This is a genomic window from Pantoea sp. CFSAN033090 (assembly GCF_001264395.1).
GTDB lineage: Bacteria > Pseudomonadota > Gammaproteobacteria > Enterobacterales > Enterobacteriaceae > Pantoea > Pantoea agglomerans.
Genome location: NZ_LGYX01000037.1, coordinates 1 through 19,315 on the forward strand (window position 1 = coordinate 1; position 19,315 = coordinate 19,315).

General features: G+C 50.0%; 18 protein-coding genes and 3 pseudogenes. 13 read left to right on the forward strand and 8 right to left on the reverse strand.

The window, feature by feature from the left end:
- The first annotated feature begins 113 nt into the window (after window positions 1-113).
- The 4 genes and pseudogenes from umuD to AFL22_RS22655 all read left to right on the forward strand — a co-directional run bounded on the left by umuD (window position 114) and on the right by AFL22_RS22655 (window position 3,981).
- Window positions 114-563 (forward strand): translesion error-prone DNA polymerase V autoproteolytic subunit, encoded by a 450-nt coding sequence (umuD, locus tag AFL22_RS22640; protein ID WP_072124008.1) that lies wholly within the window; start codon window positions 114-116, stop codon window positions 561-563.
- 8 nt (window positions 564-571) lie between these two features.
- A pseudogene (locus tag AFL22_RS22645) lies at window positions 572-799 on the forward strand (DNA polymerase V subunit UmuC); the annotation flags it as partial.
- A 73-nt stretch (window positions 800-872) separates the two neighbouring features.
- Entirely contained in the window at window positions 873-1,856 is a 984-nt protein-coding gene (locus AFL22_RS22650; RefSeq protein ID WP_052272218.1) for a tyrosine-type recombinase/integrase, read from the forward strand.
- 1 nt (window position 1,857) lies between these two features.
- Window positions 1,858-3,981: a tyrosine-type recombinase/integrase gene (locus tag AFL22_RS22655; protein WP_052272219.1), complete on the forward strand. Its 2,124-nt coding sequence runs from the start codon at window positions 1,858-1,860 to the stop codon at window positions 3,979-3,981.
- 71 nt (window positions 3,982-4,052) lie between these two features.
- Here AFL22_RS22655 and AFL22_RS22660 read toward each other — a convergent pair whose 3' ends face one another.
- Window positions 4,053-5,021 carry a bifunctional helix-turn-helix transcriptional regulator/GNAT family N-acetyltransferase gene (locus AFL22_RS22660; protein WP_052272220.1) on the reverse strand — a complete coding sequence of 323 codons (969 nt, stop codon included), beginning with the start codon at window positions 5,019-5,021 and terminating at the stop codon, window positions 4,053-4,055.
- A gap of 141 nt (window positions 5,022-5,162) precedes the next feature.
- On the opposite strand from AFL22_RS22660, the pseudogene umuC reads away from it, so the two are divergent.
- The 3 genes and pseudogenes from umuC to AFL22_RS22675 all read left to right on the forward strand — a co-directional run.
- Window positions 5,163-6,206, forward strand: a pseudogene (gene umuC / locus AFL22_RS22665) (translesion error-prone DNA polymerase V subunit UmuC); the annotation flags it as partial.
- A 417-nt stretch (window positions 6,207-6,623) separates the two neighbouring features.
- Window positions 6,624-6,860, forward strand: coding sequence for a type II toxin-antitoxin system CcdA family antitoxin (locus AFL22_RS22670; RefSeq protein ID WP_033781302.1), 237 nt, complete (start codon window positions 6,624-6,626; stop codon window positions 6,858-6,860).
- A 2-nt stretch (window positions 6,861-6,862) separates the two neighbouring features.
- Window positions 6,863-7,177: a CcdB family protein gene (locus AFL22_RS22675; RefSeq protein ID WP_052272221.1), complete on the forward strand. Its 315-nt coding sequence runs from the start codon at window positions 6,863-6,865 to the stop codon at window positions 7,175-7,177.
- Between the two features lie 141 nt (window positions 7,178-7,318).
- Here AFL22_RS22675 and AFL22_RS22680 read toward each other — a convergent pair whose 3' ends face one another.
- The 7 genes from AFL22_RS22680 to AFL22_RS24175 form a co-directional block, all read right to left on the reverse strand.
- A complete protein-coding gene (locus AFL22_RS22680; protein ID WP_052272222.1) occupies window positions 7,319-7,567 on the reverse strand; it encodes a hypothetical protein in 249 nt (82 codons plus the stop codon).
- Between the two features lie 77 nt (window positions 7,568-7,644).
- A complete protein-coding gene (locus AFL22_RS22685) occupies window positions 7,645-7,848 on the reverse strand; it encodes a plasmid partition protein ParG (RefSeq protein WP_031594620.1) in 204 nt (67 codons plus the stop codon).
- Window positions 7,845-8,468: a ParA family partition ATPase gene (parA, locus tag AFL22_RS22690; protein ID WP_031594621.1), complete on the reverse strand. Its 624-nt coding sequence runs from the start codon at window positions 8,466-8,468 to the stop codon at window positions 7,845-7,847. The genes AFL22_RS22685 and parA overlap by 4 nt, the downstream gene beginning before the upstream one ends.
- Window positions 8,469-8,722: 254 nt before the next feature.
- Window positions 8,723-9,517 carry a site-specific integrase gene (locus AFL22_RS22695; RefSeq protein ID WP_052272223.1) on the reverse strand — a complete coding sequence of 265 codons (795 nt, stop codon included), beginning with the start codon at window positions 9,515-9,517 and terminating at the stop codon, window positions 8,723-8,725.
- A complete protein-coding gene (locus AFL22_RS22700) occupies window positions 9,510-10,058 on the reverse strand; it encodes a hypothetical protein (protein ID WP_052272224.1) in 549 nt (182 codons plus the stop codon). The genes AFL22_RS22695 and AFL22_RS22700 overlap by 8 nt, the downstream gene beginning before the upstream one ends.
- Window positions 10,059-10,152: 94 nt before the next feature.
- Window positions 10,153-10,875: a hypothetical protein gene (locus AFL22_RS22705; RefSeq protein ID WP_052272225.1), complete on the reverse strand. Its 723-nt coding sequence runs from the start codon at window positions 10,873-10,875 to the stop codon at window positions 10,153-10,155.
- Entirely contained in the window at window positions 10,872-11,288 is a 417-nt protein-coding gene (locus AFL22_RS24175) for a hypothetical protein (RefSeq protein WP_156311615.1), read from the reverse strand. The genes AFL22_RS22705 and AFL22_RS24175 overlap by 4 nt, the downstream gene beginning before the upstream one ends.
- A gap of 530 nt (window positions 11,289-11,818) precedes the next feature.
- Here AFL22_RS24175 and AFL22_RS22715 point away from each other — a divergent pair.
- The 6 genes and pseudogenes from AFL22_RS22715 (at window position 11,819) to AFL22_RS22740 (ending at window position 19,313) form a co-directional block, all read left to right on the forward strand.
- A complete protein-coding gene (locus tag AFL22_RS22715) occupies window positions 11,819-12,412 on the forward strand; it encodes a hypothetical protein (RefSeq protein WP_052272227.1) in 594 nt (197 codons plus the stop codon).
- Between the two features lie 233 nt (window positions 12,413-12,645).
- Window positions 12,646-14,346: an AAA family ATPase gene (locus AFL22_RS22720; RefSeq protein WP_052272228.1), complete on the forward strand. Its 1,701-nt coding sequence runs from the start codon at window positions 12,646-12,648 to the stop codon at window positions 14,344-14,346.
- Window positions 14,343-15,962 (forward strand): ATP-dependent helicase, encoded by a 1,620-nt coding sequence (locus tag AFL22_RS22725; protein ID WP_052272229.1) that lies wholly within the window; start codon window positions 14,343-14,345, stop codon window positions 15,960-15,962. Before AFL22_RS22720 ends, AFL22_RS22725 begins: the two co-directional genes overlap by 4 nt.
- Window positions 15,963-15,988: 26 nt before the next feature.
- Window positions 15,989-16,353 (forward strand): annotated as a pseudogene (locus tag AFL22_RS22730) (helix-turn-helix domain-containing protein); the annotation flags it as partial.
- A gap of 81 nt (window positions 16,354-16,434) precedes the next feature.
- Window positions 16,435-17,967, forward strand: coding sequence for a hypothetical protein (locus AFL22_RS22735; protein WP_052272230.1), 1,533 nt, complete (start codon window positions 16,435-16,437; stop codon window positions 17,965-17,967).
- Between the two features lie 131 nt (window positions 17,968-18,098).
- Window positions 18,099-19,313, forward strand: coding sequence for a type II restriction endonuclease (locus tag AFL22_RS22740; protein WP_156311619.1), 1,215 nt, complete (start codon window positions 18,099-18,101; stop codon window positions 19,311-19,313).
- The last annotated feature ends 2 nt before the right edge of the window (window positions 19,314-19,315 follow it).

The following is a 19,315-nucleotide window of genomic DNA, read 5'->3' on the forward strand; positions in this document are numbered from 1 at the left end:
ACCACAACAGGGGAAGACCCACGTATAAACAGTAAAATAAGAGGAGGAATTTTTATGCGCAATTTCAACAAAGTTTCCGCAGTACTGCTGCAGTATGGCCTGGGCATCAGGTCATGAATCCGGGTAACTATACTCCCGGGCTGACGTTGCTCTGGCCACCCATATTTACGCCCCGTGTCCGGGTGCCGCTGTATGCCGATCCGTGCGCCGCAGGCTTCCCCTCCCCCGCTCAGGATTATGTTGAGAAAGAACTCGATCTGAATGAGCTCTGCATCCGCCGGCGCGCCTCAACCTTTTTCGTGCGCGCCAGTGGAAACAGTATGCGGGACCTCGGTCTCTGCGATGGTGATGTCATGGTGGTTGACCGGGCAGAAGAGGCGGCTCACGGCGACATCGTGATCGCTGAGGTTAACGGCGAATTTACGGTCAAGCGTCTGCAGCTGCAGCCCAGGCTCGCCCTGCTGCCGATGAACCCGGCCTATCCGGTAATTTATCCGGAGGAGCTGCAGCTGCTCGGTGTGGTTACCTGGTTCTTCAACAGTACCCGAGCCCGCCGGAGGTGATCATGCCAATGTTTGGCCTAGCCGACGTCAATTCGTTTTATGCCAGCTGCGAAGCACTGTTTCGCCCTGATCTGCGCGGTAAGCCCGTTGTCGTCCTGTCGAACAACGACGGCTGCATCATCGCGCGCAGCGCCGGCGCAAAAAAACTGGGCATCAAAATGGGCGCACCGTGGTTCCAGATAAAAAATCAGGATTTTGCCGAGCGTGTGCACGTCTTCAGTTCAAACTACGCGCTTTAGTAAGTTAAGTGGAATGCAACATTGAGTGAGTAAACTTTAATCAGTAATAATGCTGCCAGAGGTGAACGCAATGCTGATTCCACCGGATGAACATTTCCTGTTACTGGCCGAGCGCTGGCTGAAACTGTTATCCAATCTGGGACGAGCGCAGGCTACGCTCACAGCCTACCGCAGTGCCCTCTACCATTATTTTGCGTTCTGCAGCCAGCGCAGGATCGAACCTCTAAAGGCCCGGTTTGAAGATCTGGCCGCTTACATCAGTCCTCAGCTACCCGGTATGCCTTTTCCCGCGGCCAGCGCCACGCTCCAGCTCCGCCTGTCTGCAATTCGCCTCTGGTATGACTTTCTGATGTATCTGGATCTCTGCACCGTCAATCCGCTCCCCCGCTCCGGCACGCCTGGCATGCCGAGTGCCGGCCGGGGGCTGGTTCCCCGCCTCGTGAAGTTGCCGCATATTCCTGACGATGCGCAGTGGCAGTCTTTTCTCTTTTATGCCGCCGCTTCACCGCTCCGTGACCGCCTGATGCTGGCATTAACCTACTACGGCGCGCTGCGGCGGTCTGAAGTCACCTCGCTGAGTATCGAAGACTTCGATTTCGCGCACCGTCTTATCCGTATCCGGGCAGAAACCACCAAGAGCCGGCGCGAACGGATAGTCTGTTACAGCCCGGCAGTAATGCCCGTGCTGGCAGCTCACCTCATGCAGATGAAGCGGACCGGAATTGCCAGAGGTGCCCTGTTCCGTTCCAGGTCCGATCGTAATCAGGGTGCGCCACTTACCATCTGGACCTGGAGTAAAACGGTACGGAAATGGGCGCTGGAATCCGGGATGCCGGATATCTCAACGCATACTTTCCGACACCTGCGGCTTACACACCTGGCCCGCGCAGGCTGGAAGCTGCACGAGCTTGCCACCTATGCGGGACACCGCGACCTGGCCACGACACAGATTTATATTCATCTTTCTGGCAGGGATCTTGCTGCCAGAATGGCAGGGGCGATAGAAACGGCAGACCTCAGGATGGCGAACCTTATTTTCTGCGCGGAGAAATAGCATGAGCCCACACACACCGATTGAAAGCAGCTGGCGTCCCTTCGACATGACTGAATACCGGCTTGAGACGTCGCTGACCTCCGCTGAACGGACGGCGCTGGTCAGCTCCCACAGCCGGTCCGGTATATTACGGATGAAGCCTGCGCCGGACCTCATCAGGCCCCTGACGGACATTGCTGCCGGAAGCGGATGCGGCAGCAAAATCACCGGGCTGGTGATGGCCGGATTGCTGCGCGAAATGCATGCAGCCGGCATGCCCTGCTGGTGCTGGCCTCAGGCACGGTGGCAGACGCTTTGCCGGGAAGTAAGGGAGGGCCGTCCGTTAATGGCCGCCTTTGCCTGGCATCTGGCAGATTTGCATGACCCGCTCAGCCTGCCCGATATCCGCAAACCCGCGCTTTATGCCTCTGCCATTTTTGGTCAGACTTTCTATCATCATGAGCTGCAACGGCTTACCGATACGCTGACGGCGCTGGGTTATGCCCCGGCCAGCCAGAAAAATCACATATCAGGCATACTCGCAACGCTGATGATAGTAAACAGGGATCCGCGGCTTGAGACATTTACGCCGGACCTGTTGTGGCAGGTCCAGTCCGGCATGGACGCAGGGACTTCCCGGTATGTCGGGCGGGTTTCACACGGCCTTGCCGCGCTGGGAATTATCAGCGCCCCGATGAGGATGCGAAACTATACAAAATGGTATGAAAAACCGGTGGAAGGAATCGATCCGGCCTGGGTACACTGGTGCCGGCGCTGGCGGGAAACGTCGGTGCTCAGGCCGCGCACCCGTGAAAGCCAGTACAGCTTTATTCTGCGCTGCGGCCTCTGGCTGACGAAGGAGCATCCGCAGGTTCGGGAACCGGCAGACTGGACGATGGAAACGTGCGCCAGCTTCATCGCGGCGGTAGGCCGGATGAACGTGGATGAACTCCAGCTGGGCACAGAAAGGGGCACCCGCAAATCGGTGCGCTCCGGCGAACCCATGATGCCGCATTCCAGGGCGCATTTTATCTATTCACTGCGCCGTTTTATGATTGATTACGAAAACTGGGGCTGGGGGCGCCTGCGCTTCAGCCCTGCCCGCCATCTTTCCACACCGGATACGTCCCTGTTCCGTCGCGGCGTCAACCCCCGTGTTATTGACGATCCGGTCTGGCTGAAGCTTATCTGGGCAAGCCTGAATCTGCGTCAGAAAGACCTGCTCACTGAAATACATTATCCGCTTGCCATGCTGCAGGCGATGGCCGTCATCTGGACCCATGCGGGGGTGAGGAAAAGTGAACTGCTCCGCCTGACCACCGGGTGCATTGCGCCGCAGGCGGACGATATAGTGAAGGAAGACGGCAGTATCATCCCGGCCGGAACGCTGTGCTACCTGCATATCCCTGCCGGAAAAACTTCAAAAGCCTTTGTTAAACCCGTGGCGGCCGTGGTGAAAAAATACGTCGATCTCTGGCTGGATGAGCGCCCGGCAGAACAGGCTATGCTAGCCGACGAGCGGACCGGTGAGAAAGTCCGGTTTCTGTTTCAGTACCGCGGTAAGCCAGCCGGCGGTGACATTCTTAACCGTACGGTGATACCAATGCTTTGCACACGGGCGGGCGTGCCTTCAGAAGACAGCGGCGGAACGATAACCAGCCACCGGGGACGGGCATCAGCGGTAACCGCACTGGCCAGCGTACCGCAGGGCATGTCGCTGTACGAACTGATGCAGTGGACGGGGCATTCAACGCCTCAGTCCACCATGCATTATCTCCGTATCCGCCCGACGCAACTGGCCGCCTCGTTCGTCAAAGCAGACAGGGTCGCTCACATGATCAGCGTGCTGATTGATCACGATCCTGAAGCCGCCAGCCTGACCGGACCCGCTACGTATTATGATTTAGGCGATTCGTACTGCACGAATCCCTTCTGGAGCAGCTGTAAGCACCGGATGGCCTGTATCGGCTGCGATTTCAACCTGCTGAAGGACAGCGCGCGCGGGCTTATACTGGAAAGCAAAGCCTCCGTCAGACGTTACCTTGAAGAAGTTCCGCTCACACCTGATGAGAGAGCCATCGTGGAACAGGACGCAGAGAAAATAGAACAGGCTCTTGAAAGACTGCCCCTTAAACCCGAAGGGTAAAAAGGACCACTTTGTGCCAGAAGCGGACATGACTGATTTAGGGCAGAGGGACAAATCGTAAATACAGCATGTTATAAGGATAAGTGGTAAGCTATGTTTATTCGAGTGAACTGTTGCTCAGTAATGGTACTGCCCCACTGATCGCCTTCCCATTCTTTCGACAATTCAAATCCGGATGATTCGTACAATCGTCTTGCCGTGGTAAGTTTATTAAATGTCCATAATTGTACTGAAGAGAAGTTTTGCTTATCACAAAATCTCATTGCCTCTGAAATAAGTTTTCTACCCAGTCCGCTTCCACGGCACCCATCGTCAAGGATGAACCAGCGCAGATGAGCTTCATTATTTCCCAGATCCTCACCGTCAATAGCAACTGAGCCGACTACGCGCTCGTTCATCATTGCTAGCCAGATCTGATTACATGGCTTATCCAGACGGGCCGAAAAATCAGCAAGGCCTGCGGCAACCTTTGCTTCAAAAAAATTGCCAAAGTTATGTTCTCTGGCGTAATAGCTGCCATGCATTTCTGTAATGCGGCCAATCATACCTGCATGATAACCCTGGACTATTTTGAAGCTGTTATGCACTTTTCCTGGGGTGTTTTCGCGACAGGCTTTCAACGCGCTGGCATATGAAGAAAGGCCCTTTGATACAGCTTCCTGGGTAACCGGATCGAGCTTATTGAGTGCTGCTGCTACACGTTGGTCAGCGTAAGCATTTATATTCTGCACGGTCTTTCTGCCCTTACCGGTGAGGCTGAGTAGCTTCGTCCTCGCATCTTCAGCTGAAGGGGTTTCTGCAAGTTCTCCTGACTCAATGAGTTTAGCTAGCATGCGGCTGACGCTGGACTTCTCTAGCCCCAAAATCTGTACTAGTTGAGCGGCTGTCATTGATCCATGCCTTTCAACTTCAAGCATGGAGTGAACGGCTGAGGGAGGATAATCCGTTGCGGCCAGATTTTGGTTCATGAACCCTAGCTCTCGCACCATTAAACGTGATGCTGCACGGATGTTTTTTATTTTCTGTTGTTCTGAAGTCATTAACGTTACCTTGCCATCATAGTTGCATCATACAACCATTTGCTTGGATGGTTTGTCAATCTCTTGTTCTGTGTCCGCTTTTCGCTCATAGCAGCCATTCAAATCCGAAATAATCCTGTAGATTTTCCATTCCACATAAACCACAGTATGTCTCAACGCGTAATGACCGCGCTGGAAGAGATAACGCCTCGCGTTGAGCAGTATTCCATTGACGAGATGTTCTTGGACCTGACCGGCATTGATTTCTGCGAAGACTTTGAAGATTTTGGCCGGCGCCTGCGCGTACACGTGCTGGCTACGACCGGCCTGATTGTCGGCGTGGGTATGGGGCCGACAAAAACCCTGGCCAAATCAGCACAGTGGGCCAGTAAGGAGTGGCCGCAGTTCCGCGGTGTATTAGCGCTGACGCCGGGTAATCCGAAGCGCACTGCTACCCTGCTGGCGAACCAGCCCGTGGAGGAAATCTGGGGCGTCGGCCGGCGCATCGGCAAGCGCCTTAATCTGATGGGCATTGAAAACGCACTGCAGCTGTCTCGCGCCCACCCTGCCCTTATCCGTAAAAACTTCAGCGTGGTGCTGGAGCGTACTGTACGGGAACTTAATGGGGAATCCTGTATTCCACTCGAAGAGTTTGTGCCGGCAAAACAGCAGATCGTCTGCAGCCGGTCCTTTGGCGAGAGAATTATGTCAAAGGTGTTGATGCAGGAGGCGCTGTGTCAGTACGCAACCCGGGCCGCGGAGAAGCTCAGAAAGGAACGCCAGTACTGCCGGCGCATCAGCGTCTTTATTCGCACCTCGCCGCATGCGCAGGGTGAGATATTTTATGGCAATAGCGCCGGTGAGAGCCTCACTATTCCGACGCAGGACACGCGTGATGTGACTGGAGTGGCCATGCGATCACTAGACCGCATCTGGCTTGAAGGGCGACGTTACATGAAAGCCGGGATCATGCTCGATGATTTTACGCCGAACGGGGTCAGTCAGCTCAACCTGTTCGATGAGAATAAGCCACGTGCAAATAGCGCACAGCTGATGAAGGTTATGGACGGGATCAATCAATCCGGGCTGGGCAGTGTGTGGTTTGCGGGTCAGGGTGTTAACACGGAGTGGGCGATGAAACGAGATATGCTGTCACCGGCATGGACAACGCGCTGGAGCGATATTCCGGTAGCGCGCGTGATGTAGCCGGTTTCAGGAGAGTGTGATGTGCGCCTGAAGCCCTGATTTCTCAAGAAGAGTACTACCAGAATTTACCAACAGCATAGAGAGGTCTGCACGGGCGTTTTCCACGGAATTATCGCTCGCGTGGTAGCCTGTCACCATGAGCAAGCTGATAAAGCCATCCCTTAAAGACAGGGCAGCGCCTTTGGACAGGACCCTTAAACATATCGGCTTACTGGGTAATCGTTGTGAGCATCACCCCCTACCCGCGCATATACGTCAGTAGTTCCTATATTCCATCAACACTTCTGCATTAAAAGTGGGCTGACGCGCAGTGGAACGAAACTCACGTTAAGCTATTACTCCCCCAAAATTATTTTCCTGTGTTATATTCCGTGTGATTGGCAGTGTTAATTACACGGGATTTAACGTGGGGTATTTATGGCTATAACACAACGAGCAACGCAAAGCGTTACCATGACCGTAGAACGTGACTTACTCAGCCGTGCGCGTGAGGCCGGAATTAATCTCAGTGCTACCCTGACCACGGCCCTCGACGCTGAACTTCGTCAGTACGAGGCAAAAAAATGGCAGGAGGAAAACAGCGAAGCACTGGAAGCTCTAAACCGCTTTCACGATGAACACGGTTGTTTCAGCGATGAGTACAGGACATTTTAAGAATGCAGTTCACTGTATACAGTAATACCGGGAAAAGCGCCGTCTATCCCCTGCTGCTCGATGTTACGAGCGATATTATCGGGCAGTTGAACCGCAGGATTGTGATCCCCTTGCTGCCTGTTGAAAAGTACCCGAGCAGCACGCGCCCTGAACGGCTGGTTCCGCTTATCAGACTGACTGATGACAAAGAATATGCCGTAATGACGCATGAAATGGCGAGCATTCCCACTCGTGCTTTGGGGGCTGTGTTCTGCGATTCATCTCTCTATCGTACAGAGATTAAAGCTGCTATTGATTTTCTTCTCGACGGTATCTAGTGACTCCTACGATGTGGCCCTTTGGGGTTCTAAGCCAGAACCCTATCTAAACAATCTCCCCCTAATGATCCATGCCTGTATTTTGTGAAACACAACGTGAGTTTTCGTTCTACTGAGCATCAGCCCCCTCAAGGTGATTTATTAACGTGATTTTTTCTTGTTCCAGCCGCCGTTGGCCAGAAATGCGGCGCGCGAAACGCAGGCGCCCCACAGCAGTTGCATACCTATTTTGATCAGTTCGCTGACCTCATGCATGAAGAAAAGCGGCACGATAAACAGCGTGCTCAGCAGGAATCCCCATTCAGCAGCGCTTTTTCTATCTTTATCACTCATCGAGCTCATCGGCTTAAAGCCCAAAAATGCAGATAGCATTATTTTTAACCTGTCCATAAAGCAGTCCCCCCATAGCCAGTAAGGCATCAAATAAGTATATAGTCATCTAATCATCTAATCATCTAATCATCTAATTACCGGTTTTTTTCCATCCAATCATTGATGAGTTCAATTGTTACATCAGTCATGTCTCTGTCCTGCTTCAAACATGCCAGCTTGAAGGACTTGTGCAGATCTTCAGGAATGTTCATCTGGAGTTTCTTTGTCGGCAAAACCGGTTTGTGGATAGCGTCAACCGCCTGCATTGTACTTTTGCTAGCACCGAGTTTCATTTTCATTGGCATAATTCCAGAATGTCGTTTGTAAGTACGTCGATTTCACCTTTGGCATTTGAATCGTCCGTATCAAAAACAGTGCCGCCATCCATCATTGTTTTAATGTAACTCTGCCTTTGCGTCGTTCCTGTCCGTAGCGCGGGAATGCCCGTATCTTCAATCGATGCCTTAAGAACGCTCAGCATTTTGGCTGTATTAACCTTTTTTGTTATTACAAATCTAGCCTTGATTGGTTGCAGTTCCTGCCGCGCTTCAATCACAGCAATGATGGCGCCACAGGCGGCAAAATCCAGCGGTGAAGGTGTTACTGGAATTAAAACCACGTCGGAAACCATGACTGCAGCAGCTGAAATAGCAGATATCGCAGCAGCACCATCTATGATTATGTAATCATATGATTTCAATGTTTTCCTTACTGAGTAGACTTCTTTTTCTGATCCTGCATCAGCTACGTCAAAGAGGCATTTATCCTCGTTGTACCAGTTTCCGATGCTACTCTGTGGATCAGTATCGACTACTATTACTTTGGCCCCCCTTTTTGCGATTGCTGTAGCTACATTTATTGAAGTAGTCGTTTTACCAACTCCCCCCTTACCGTTTAAAAAAGAAATGACTTTAGCCATAAACACACCTTTCAAATGTAAAAATTCGCCTCAAAAACCGTAATCCTGTAATCCTGTAATCCTGTAATCCTGTAATCCTGTAACTATACGTACGTGAGTTTAAAACTCAATAAAAAAGATTATGTGATTATAAAATCAATAAATCACATGATTATATAATTATGTGATTACACCCATTAACTTGATTTGTAGAGATGCAAGTAAGAAACTGATAAATAATAGATATTTTTAGAGGGCGTTACATTTGAAACAGATCAGATATTATTTTTGAGCATCGCAACAGCTTCCGTTCCGGGCATATGGAACTGCACTCTATGTCTCGCAGCCACATCCAGCGCAAACACCTTCGTGTAGACTTCAGTGGATTTCATGCTTTTATGTCCCATCAGGCTCTGCAGAGCCTTGAGCGGAATACCTGCATAGAGCATGTGCATGGCGTAACTGTGCCGGAATGTGTGTGGCGTTACCGGCACGGAGAACGTGACTCCGTCATCGGCAGCGGCAGCGACGGCTTCGTTCAGCCAGGTGCGCACCGTCCGGTCAGTCACCGTCCAGAGCCTGACCTTTTCGATCCGGCCTGTCTCCGGGTTGCGTCGCTCAAGCGGGATTTTCAGCGTGGCGACCATCATCTCCAGCTGGGCTACATACTGCGGATCGGACAGCGGCACCAGGCGGTGCGGCACAATACCGGCGGGAGCGCGTCCCGGACCGCGGGCGGCCTTCTCACCACGTTGCTTGAGCGTGGCCAGCTGCACGTAAGGGTAGGGCGGCGCCAGGCTGAAATCTCCCCGGGCCAGCGCAAGCGCTTCATTAATACGCGCGCCGGTATTCCAGAGGGTAGTGAACAGCATCTTGCGGTGCAGATCCGGCACATAATGAAGCAGCGCGCTGACCTCCGGAGCCAGCAGGTACTGCGGGTATTCATCGTGCTGCGCGGCCATCTGGCGCAGCGCGAGTGCTGCGGGATAATCAATTGCAACCGGGAGGGCAGCGGTGGCCGGTGAAGAATATCCGGCTGGCAGATACGTCAGGTCCCTGCCGTTACTCATGAGCGGGCTCCTCCTTACTGCACCATGCTGCCGGCTCGCCGGGTTTGTGTGTCACGTAGGACGGAAAATCCGTGATATCGGTGTCAGAGTAAGGGCTATAATGCTCCTCGCCCGCCATAGCGACTCTGAAGCTATTCAGGCCGTTTTTCACGGTTTCGGGCGGTGCGCCGGGCACCGTCAGGACCATACTGTCCGGCTCGATCCGAAGATAGACGCCGGCGGGTACGGCGCGCTCGCTCGAACGGAACGTCAGGGCCATGGCCTTTGCACCCGTCTCCTCATTAAGCCACGCGATTTCTGTGTCGAAATCCGTGAGGTTATCGTGGCGGGCGAGTACTTTTCCCCGGGTAACCACAGTTGTGTGTACTGCTGACCTTGCGTCCACCGGTAAATCAGAACGGCAGACAACAACGCTGCCGGGGGGGTAGGCGGTATCGAGACGCTGAGCCTCTTCCAGGGTAACGGCCCCGGCGCCGAAAGCCGTGCCGGCGAAAATGGCCGCCGTGCAGAATCGATGCGTGTTCCTTTTCAGTCTGTTCATTGTGTCGGGCCATTCAGTATCGGTAGTAACGGGTCTGTAATCGCCACGGGCAGCTGTGACGGCATAACTGGAGGGGCAAAAGAAGTAAGGCTGCTCAAGGTGCCATATCCTCAAATTCCGCATCTCTGAAATCTCGGTTATCGATTGCCTCTTTTGCAATTCGATGTCTTGCTATCCGCCATACCTCCCATAGGACAGGCTGTGCTGACCATTGAGTCGCATTAAGGCGCGTATCCGGCAATCCGGAAAGCCTGCACAGGCGTTTAGCCTGAATAGCTGCTTTCAGCCCCAGCCGAGCGTATTGATACTGACGCTCATGAAAATACTCGCTGTAGTCAGGTGGTGAATCATCATTCTCTCCGGCATATCTAATCATCCGGTTAGCCTCACCCTGAAGAACAGGAAGCTCCCGGATACGAAACATAAGCAGGGGATCTAAAACGCGCCAGTCGCCGGTTATGCCGTCCAGATTGATCTTCGGCTCTTCTACAGTGGGTTCCCTTTCACACTGCTTACCCGGAGCAGGCGGGACAAGCTCGCCATCATCCATCGCAACGCGGGCGCACTCTTCCGCAAATCGCTCAAGCATGAAAACCAGTTCAGTGGCGATGAAGTGCTCTTCGCGCCACCGGTTTTCCTCTGACGCCTGCTTTTCGCGGCGCAGAGTAAAACGGTGGGTCAGCATCACCGCCACAATCGCCGCGCCCGCCGTAATAAGCCCGGTAGCCACGTTGCCCCAGATTCCAGGCCCCTGATTAATAACCTGCACGGTAACCGGATTTGCCAGCCCTACTGCGCTGCTAAAGATAACGGTCACAGCCTGGGCTTCTGAAAGGGACGTTTGATTACAGAATCTTCAGGCTCTTCTGGAACCTTTATCACATCTCTGAGAACTGCTTCTTCTTTAACGACGCACATCTCAGGAGTAAGTAAATATCCGTCCGGAGGGCAGCTGCCCGTTCTGAGCGCCGTACTTTGCCAGTTTCCACAGAGATACCAGTCAAAGGGGCCACCGCGTCGTTCTGCAACCATAAACCCGTCGCGGTTCAAAATAAGTGGCAGAACCCACGCGCTTTCATGGCTGAGGCTGCCACCAACTTTATTCCACAGGTTACCGCCTTCTTTACCGGTTGATGAGGACAGCCATAAATCTGTATGGCCAGCGGTAACCAGCTTTTCTAAAACACCTCTGAAAGAATAGGGTCCCTTTCTCACAGTAGTTAAGATCATAATAATTCCAAATTGAAATAGTAAGCATATAAAATATTAAGTGCGCGTATAAATACTAAAAAACCAATTACACCAAGAACAATAAGCTTGGATATATTTTCATAATGCAATTACCGCATTACCCTATCCGCATGATCCGACTTTTTCCCGATACGGCAGTAACCGGAAGCGTAGCACGGCGGCGGGGCGGGGAAAAGCCCGGCACCGGCGCTCACGGCACGCGCCGGAACACTATATGCAGTGGTTAAAACAGATGGCAGAGCCACTACATGTAGTAAACTGCGCAGAAAACCGCCATCCTCACTCGAAGATCCGGTTCTGCCTTTTTCCGGATCCGGCCGGATGCGGAGACAGTGCAGCAGGCGGAGCCGGAAAAGATTTGGCGTATTTCAGTGCGGTTGGCATTTTTTACGCAAAAGTGATGCAAACAAACCTAATTGAATCAATAATGACAATGTGCAAATATCATTTGCCATAAACCATTTTCCGGCAGATGATATGTCATATTCTTCGATTACGGGAAATGCATCATGGTTGCTTCAACAGTTCCTGATTTGCCGCTGCCGGGTCGCGGCAATCTGCGCACCCTCACCGTGCGCAACATTCCCTCGGCCGTGGACGAGGCGATCACCGAGCAGGCCAGAAAAGCCGGACGTTCAAAGAGTGACTTCCTTCAGGAGTTTCTGGTGGCCACGTTCGGCGACCTGATCGGCAATTTTATCCGCACCAGTGAGCTGGTCGCGCTGATGGACCGTGAGATGGCGCGCATGATGGACGCCGAACTGAGGGAAAGCCCTTATGATGCCGGGCTGACGCTGGACGGCCACCGCGAGTTCTGCCGCATCTTGGGCATACTCAGCGAGGCCGATTTGCAGCGCATCATGATGGCGGGGGTGCCGCACCTGTCGGTGCGCGCGCGGCAGCTGCAGGGACTGACCCGCCTGTCGCAGGGCGCATCCCTCTACGCAGCCCTGCTGGCCGAAGCGGCAACGCGGGATGAGAAAACGCTGCTGACGCTGCACCGGTCACTGTTTCACATGATGGACGAAGAGCACTTTATGCGGGAGGCCGGAGAGTTCCGCGCCGCGATGCGGCTGCCGCCGCTGGAACGGGAAGCTTTCTGACAGGCTGAAACGAGTAAAGCCACCCCGAGGAGTGGCTTTTCCGGTACTGTTCCTGAAGCGTAAGGTTGCATCAGCATTGATCCGGCCCGAATTTAGTACTGCCGTGATGACGCCAAAAAGTTTTTTTAATCCCGCTATTCACTCTCCTGTATAACGTCGGAGCGTTCAGTCAATAACATTGCAAAAGGCTGAATAAAAACTGGTTTTGATAAGTGATCTAAAGGAATGCGATTATGTTGATTGAAACGCTCTATATTTCCGGATTCAGAAATTATCATGAAGCTGAAATTAACTTCAGAGAGTCAACGCTGATTATTGGTGCAAACGATATCGGGAAAACAAACCTCCTTTTTGCACTGAGACTTTTACTGGACAAAAGCCTGTCTGAGTTAGATCTGGAACCTAGGATTAATGATTTCCACATAGACCAGGATGGCGTACAGTCAAAGGAAATTGAAATAGTCGTCCGATTTGGTGAAGTCAGGGAAGATGCTGTCATCTCAAAACTGAGTGGATATGTTAGTGAGGATGATGAGCTTTATATTAAATATCATGCTTGTCAGTCCACAATGGATTTCACAATCAGCCTAAGCCACGACGGTTTAAGTTACGATGAGGTGCCAAACCGTTTTTATCTGAAATACCTTAGCCTGAAGTATATCAATTCCCAGCGAGACCTTGAGAAATACATCCGTCTGGAAAAAAAGCACCTGTTGAGGCTGGCACAGGATGTTCGCAGTGAAGAGCAGAGCCAAAGCGACGGCGAGGTATTCACCGTCCTGAACCATTTGCTGGCCGAGGTAAATGAAAAGGTTCGTGAGATCAGTTATGTGGCTTCGGCGACTTCAGAGCTTAATACCGAACTTCGTAAGTTATCTTACAACCATGAGCGGCTAACAGTACAACTGGATACGGGCGCGATAGGCGTGGACCAGTTCATTGAGAAACTTGAACTCAGTGCCAGCACTAACGGTAAAAAGCTCATGCTGGGTGGAGACGGGTTTAATAATCAGATACTTCTCGCACTATGGAAAGCCAAAAGCCTTCGAGAACATGATGTCACCAGTGAAGTTGTCATTTACTGCATTGAGGAACCGGAAGCCCACTTGTTTCCACATCAGCAAAGAAAGCTTGCTTCTTACCTTATCGAAAACCTGCCAGGTCAGTCTATTGTCACCTCCCACTCTCCCCAGATTGCCGTTAACTTCCGGCCTGACAGTGTTATCAGGTTATGTGCAAGCAAAGGTTCCACAAAGGCGGCAAGCAACGGATGCTCTGCCTGCATCAGTACAGCTTGGGACGAAATGGGATATCGGATGAGTATCATTCCGGCAGAAGCTTTTTTTGCCAGTGCGGTACTCTTGGTTGAGGGGCCTTCTGAAGTCATCTTTTATACTGAGCTTGCCAAGGCACTAGGTCTCGATCTCGATCTCCTTAACATCAGCATTCTGTCCGTCGATGGCGTGCAGTTTGAAGTTTACAAAAAAATACTGCAGGCCCTGCACATTGGCTGGGTGGCACGTACGGATAATGATGTGGCGAAGGTACCGCACAGGCAGGAGTGGAGTTATACCGGCGCAAACCGTGCGCTGACGCTATGCGGGCTGTCAAAAGGCGGACATGTTTCCCACGAAATCACGTCACGGGAACGGCATAATGAATGGGGAAGGGTTACTCCCCTCATTAACGCAAATGGGGTATTTCTTTCAATTACTGATCTTGAAGGCGACCTCTCTTATGATTTTACTGCTCACCTCCTGGATTTCTCAGGAGCAGCAGATGCTGATGCTGCGGCTGATTTCCTTCGGGACAAGAAGGCGATAAAAATGCGGGCATTACTGAAGCACAAACGGCAATTTTTAGCTGAGCTGGCTGATAAAGATATTGCCCGTCCACTTTTAGCAGTGCAAAAACTAGTGCGGGGTGAGAAATGAGGCTGACTGCTGAACAACAGGATGCTGTGGAATTTACGGAAAACCTCGTCATCACAGCCTGCCCGGGAAGTGGTAAAACAACAATTCTTACCCATAAAATTTCCCAGGTGCTGACAGATTGCAGAGCGCATCAGGGCGTGGTCTCTTTATCTTACACAAATAAATCCAGCGATGAACTCAAGGCGCGGTGTATAAATTTAAGCAAAGACATAAAGGCTAGCTTTTTCGGGACAACAGATAAGTTTTTACTGAGCGAAATAGTGATACCTTTCATAAAGCATATATGGAGCTGTTCGTCAACGGGGCCGGAAGTAATTAAAGCCAGCAACTTGGATGCGGAGGATAGGGAAATACTTACCCCGTATTACATGCCCGATAATTTGCCAGAAAATAACACAGAGCATGGTATGGCCGCTCTGGAAAGACTGTATGAACGGGGCGTAATTATACTTGAAATGGTTCCTCTCATGGCTTTATACATCATGAGTGAATCTCTCGCGTGTCAGCGATATTTAAAAGTCAGATATAAAGGGGTATTTGTTGATGAATATCAGGATACAGGCTTCTTTGCTCACCAGGTATTCAGGCTACTCGCGGGATTGAACATTAAACTTACTGTAGTCGGGGATGTTGACCAGTCCATTTATCTCTATGCGCATCGCAGCGCAGACTCTCTCAAAGATTTTATCCGCCACCCTGATTTCACTCATAAACAGATCACTTTGAATCATCGATGCCATCCTTCAATTATTAACTATGCAAACCGGTTGAAAGATCCTGAGTGCATGCTGCTTGATAGCGACAGTCTTGTGGTTTATCACAAAAGTGTGACAGGAGATCAGGCCAATATCGCTGCCTGGATTGACGCCCAAGTGGCAGGATTAAAAAAGCATTTTTCCATCGAAAATAATAAAGATATTGCCATACTAGTCCGGAGCAACCTGTGTGCTGAGATGATTGCCGACAATCTGAGAACGGCCTCAAGAACATACCTGGACGATAACTTAAGTAAGGCCGGAGATAAGGTATCAGGACTGGTTAAAGCATTGCTGCATTACAGATACGATAAAAAAACAACGGCTCAGCTTGTCCTTGATGATTACCTCAGCGCTGTTGCCAAACGGAGCGACGTAGTTCTGGCCCGCAAACTCATCCGGCAGGTACGTGTCACTTCTGATGCCAACCTGCCAGAAGCTATCAGACTGGCTGTTTTTTCATGTACCGGTTGTGAACTCAGTGAGACTCACATTACCGGAATAAACGATGCGCTTACGGTACCCCGCATTAAAAACAACTATTTGCATGTCCGGGACGATGAGGTCCAAATCATGACGTTGCACAAATCAAAGGGGCTGGAATTTGACGTTGTAATGCATCTGGATCTGTATGACTGGGTGTTACCCGCAAGGGAGTATGTCAAAGGCAGCTACGATGTTGTTTTTCAGAATGAACAGCAGTGTCTCAACCTCCACTATGTTGGCGTTACACGCGCCAGAAAGGGAGTGATTCTGATGCATTCGACCAAGCGATACAATGCTAAACGAGAGTTAAAAACGGGAAACCCCTCTCAGTTCCTTACTAGGCCGGGACTGAAAGGTTTATTTAAAGAATTATAACAACGCTGCTCCAATATTACTGAATAGCCATGGATATCAGAAAACCGTTGAGCGGCTTTCTGCGTCAGAAATACGGGTGCACTACCTGGCGCTGGGAGGAACTGACCTTACCAGTCCGGCTGGAAAGATGACAATGCAGGGAATATCTGCAGTCGCTGAATTTGAGCAAGATCTACTATTTGAGCGTACGTATGCTGGTATTGTGCGGACTAAGGCATCCGGTAAGCATTTCGGTCGCCCGCCAGCTCTGGATGACGAAAAAAAGAAAGCGGTGTTGCTGCGCCTTAGTGAAGGGAAAAGTATCAGTGCCATCGCCTGTGAATTCAACACTACCCGTCAGACCATCCACAGAGTAAAAGCGGCAATTTTAGAAGAAAATCTTCATCCATGAGCAGCTCTTAGAATACCTGCTCGCTTTTGCCATAACAGATGTTGCTAACATCAGTTAGTATTAATAAATAGGAGCCGTTCGATGATTGAGATTTACTTAAACGCCATAGATGTTGAAGACATAAAGAGTATCCAGCAGGCAGAAGATATTGACATTGTAGTATTTATTCCTTTAGAAAGTGTAGGTTTTTCTAGCTCATATATTGACTTATGTGATGATTATCTTGAGGCCATATGGGCAGGAGAAAAACTTGCAGGTGCATGCCAGCATGCCAAGGTAGTTTATGCAAATGACAACAATAAAAACAAAAAATTTTTTAAATTGACTTTAACCAATCCAAATGATGACTTCTATGAAGTATTACGAGATTGTATAATTCTTTATAAAAGGTTTGATGACACTATCTCAAGCGATCCTCCAGAAGATTATAATAGACTTAGGGATGATGTTCTCTCTTTAGAAAAAAATTTAGATAATCTTAACGTAAAATTACCTATCTTACTTGATGACTATTATGCAAATTTGATAGGTGGTAAATACTATGAGATGAGGTCTGATGCTCCTGATGATTATCGTAATGAAATTATCAAATACCCTGAGAGAGCTTTGGGGTTCTGGGTAAGCGCATACAGTAGTATTTTAGGTGTTAAATGTTATGCATCGTCAGATTCTTGGCTTGTGCCAAAGTCAATCGATTTAAATAAGTTTTTTGAAATTACCGGGCAAAACTATACCTTTGATAAATTTACGCTTTCTGGCATTTTATTGCTAAACGGTGTTTCTTACGCCACATCCGATTTAATAATATCTTATTTCCCTATGCGACAATATTTTAAATCTAGGATATGTAGTAGCATTGAGTTATCAAGAGATGAAGATCTGTGGCCCCCAGACCCTTTTGATTGGTCTAATGCAACGTTCACATACTCACCTTATCTTAATCATCTTAGAGATAAAATAGAACACAATAGTAGTTTGTTAGCTCCGGCACCTACTTCTGGAAATTGTTATGTTGATTTAAACGGAACTTTAGCTTTAGTTGATGATGGAGAATTCTATCATCTCCTTTATGACACTTCTGAATTAAATTCATCGCAGATGAAAGACCTCAATGCGAAATTGGCAGACGCACTTTTATTTACTGGTGTAAATATAGGATATTCTGATCAGCTTACACATGACTGGTCTAAAATTGATGATGAGCAATTCGAAAGGCTTTGCTATGATATAATATATAGTCACCCTCGCTTCAATAGTGAAACTATTAGAAAATTGGGCAACTCGCGTTCGCGTGATGGCGGCAGAGACATACAAGTCTACGATATTCCTACCGACCGACGCGTAGCTCCAAAGAAATGGATTTTTCAGTGTAAACTGGTTAAAGGTAAAGGATCACTTTCCGCATCAAAGCTTATAGATGTAAGTGATATGCTTGATTTATATGATGTCGAAGGCTTCGGTGTTTTAACTAATACTACAATTGATGCTACTCTTTATGACAAAATTGATAAAGTTTGTTCAAAAAGAGGTATTGAACAGCTCAATTTTTCAGCTCTGGAAATTGAGAAGGAACTAATAAGGAAGCCGTATATAAGAATAAAGTATTTTAAGTAATTTCACTTTATTCTTATCCCTTCCTGATTCTAGCTGGCCCCAGTTGAAGGCTAACCACCTTCAACTACCTTACTGGCTGTTTATGTATAATTATGAAAAAATGGCGAGACGTGTTTCAGGGTAACAGAGGGATGCTTATGTCGGTTTTCCATAACTGGCTGCTTGAGATCGCTGGCGGGAATTACTTCGTTTACATCAAACGCCTTTCCGCCAATGATACCGGCGCAACAGGTGGTCACCAAGTCGGGCTTTATATTCCTTCCGGTATAGTTGAAAAGCTATTCCCGTCTATCAACCATATCCTTGAGCTCAACCCTTCGACCTTTCTCACAGCACATGTGTCATCCCATGACTGCCCGGACAGTGAAGCCCGGGCGATTTATTACAATGGCCGGTATTTTGGAAAAACCCGAAACGAGAAACGGATCACACGCTGGGGAAAAGGCAGTCCACTTCAGGACCCAGAAAATACCGGCGCCTTGACGCTTCTGGCTTTCAGGCTTGATGAGCAGAGCGGTGACAGCACGACTGTAGACATCTGGGTCTGCATCAGCCCAGACGAAGAGGACATCATTGAGACAGCTATCGGTGAAGTGATCCCAGGCACGCTTATATCCGGGCCTGCCGAGCAAATTTTGGGTGGTCTGTCTCTACAGCAAATGCCCGTTAATCATAAATACCTTATCCCGGAGAACTGGCAGCAGCGCTTTCCGTCCGGAAATGAAATTATTCAGTATGCCGCCGGCCATTACGTGACAAAATCTGATGACCCGGATGAGCAGCTTATTGACCGTCGGCGCGTCGAGTACGACATCTTTCTGCTGGTAGAGGAATTACATGTTCTGGACATCATCCGGAAGGGATTTGGCTCTGTGGATGAGTTTATTGCGCTGGCCAACTCCGTCAGTAACCGGCGTAAATCCCGGGCAGGAAAGTCACTGGAGCTGCACCTAGAGAACCTCTTCATTGAGCACGGGCTGCGGCACTTCGCCACGCAGGCAGTAACGGAAGGCAATAAAAAACCAGATTTCCTGTTCCCTTCAGCAGAGGCTTATCACGACGTTGAGTTTCCCGTGGAAAATCTGCGCATGCTGGCGGTCAAGACCACCTGCAAAGACCGCTGGCGCCAGATACTGAACGAAGCAGATAAAATACCGCAGGTGCACCTGTTTACACTGCAGGAAGGGGTGTCTCATGCACAGTACAGGGAAATGCAAGAGGCGGGAGTCAGGCTGGTCGTGCCGTCATCGCTGCACAAAAAATACCCGGAAGCGGTAAGGCCTGAATTAATTACGCTGGGTGCGTTCATTGCTGAGCTTACAGGGCTTTACGCGGACCTTCCGTAGGT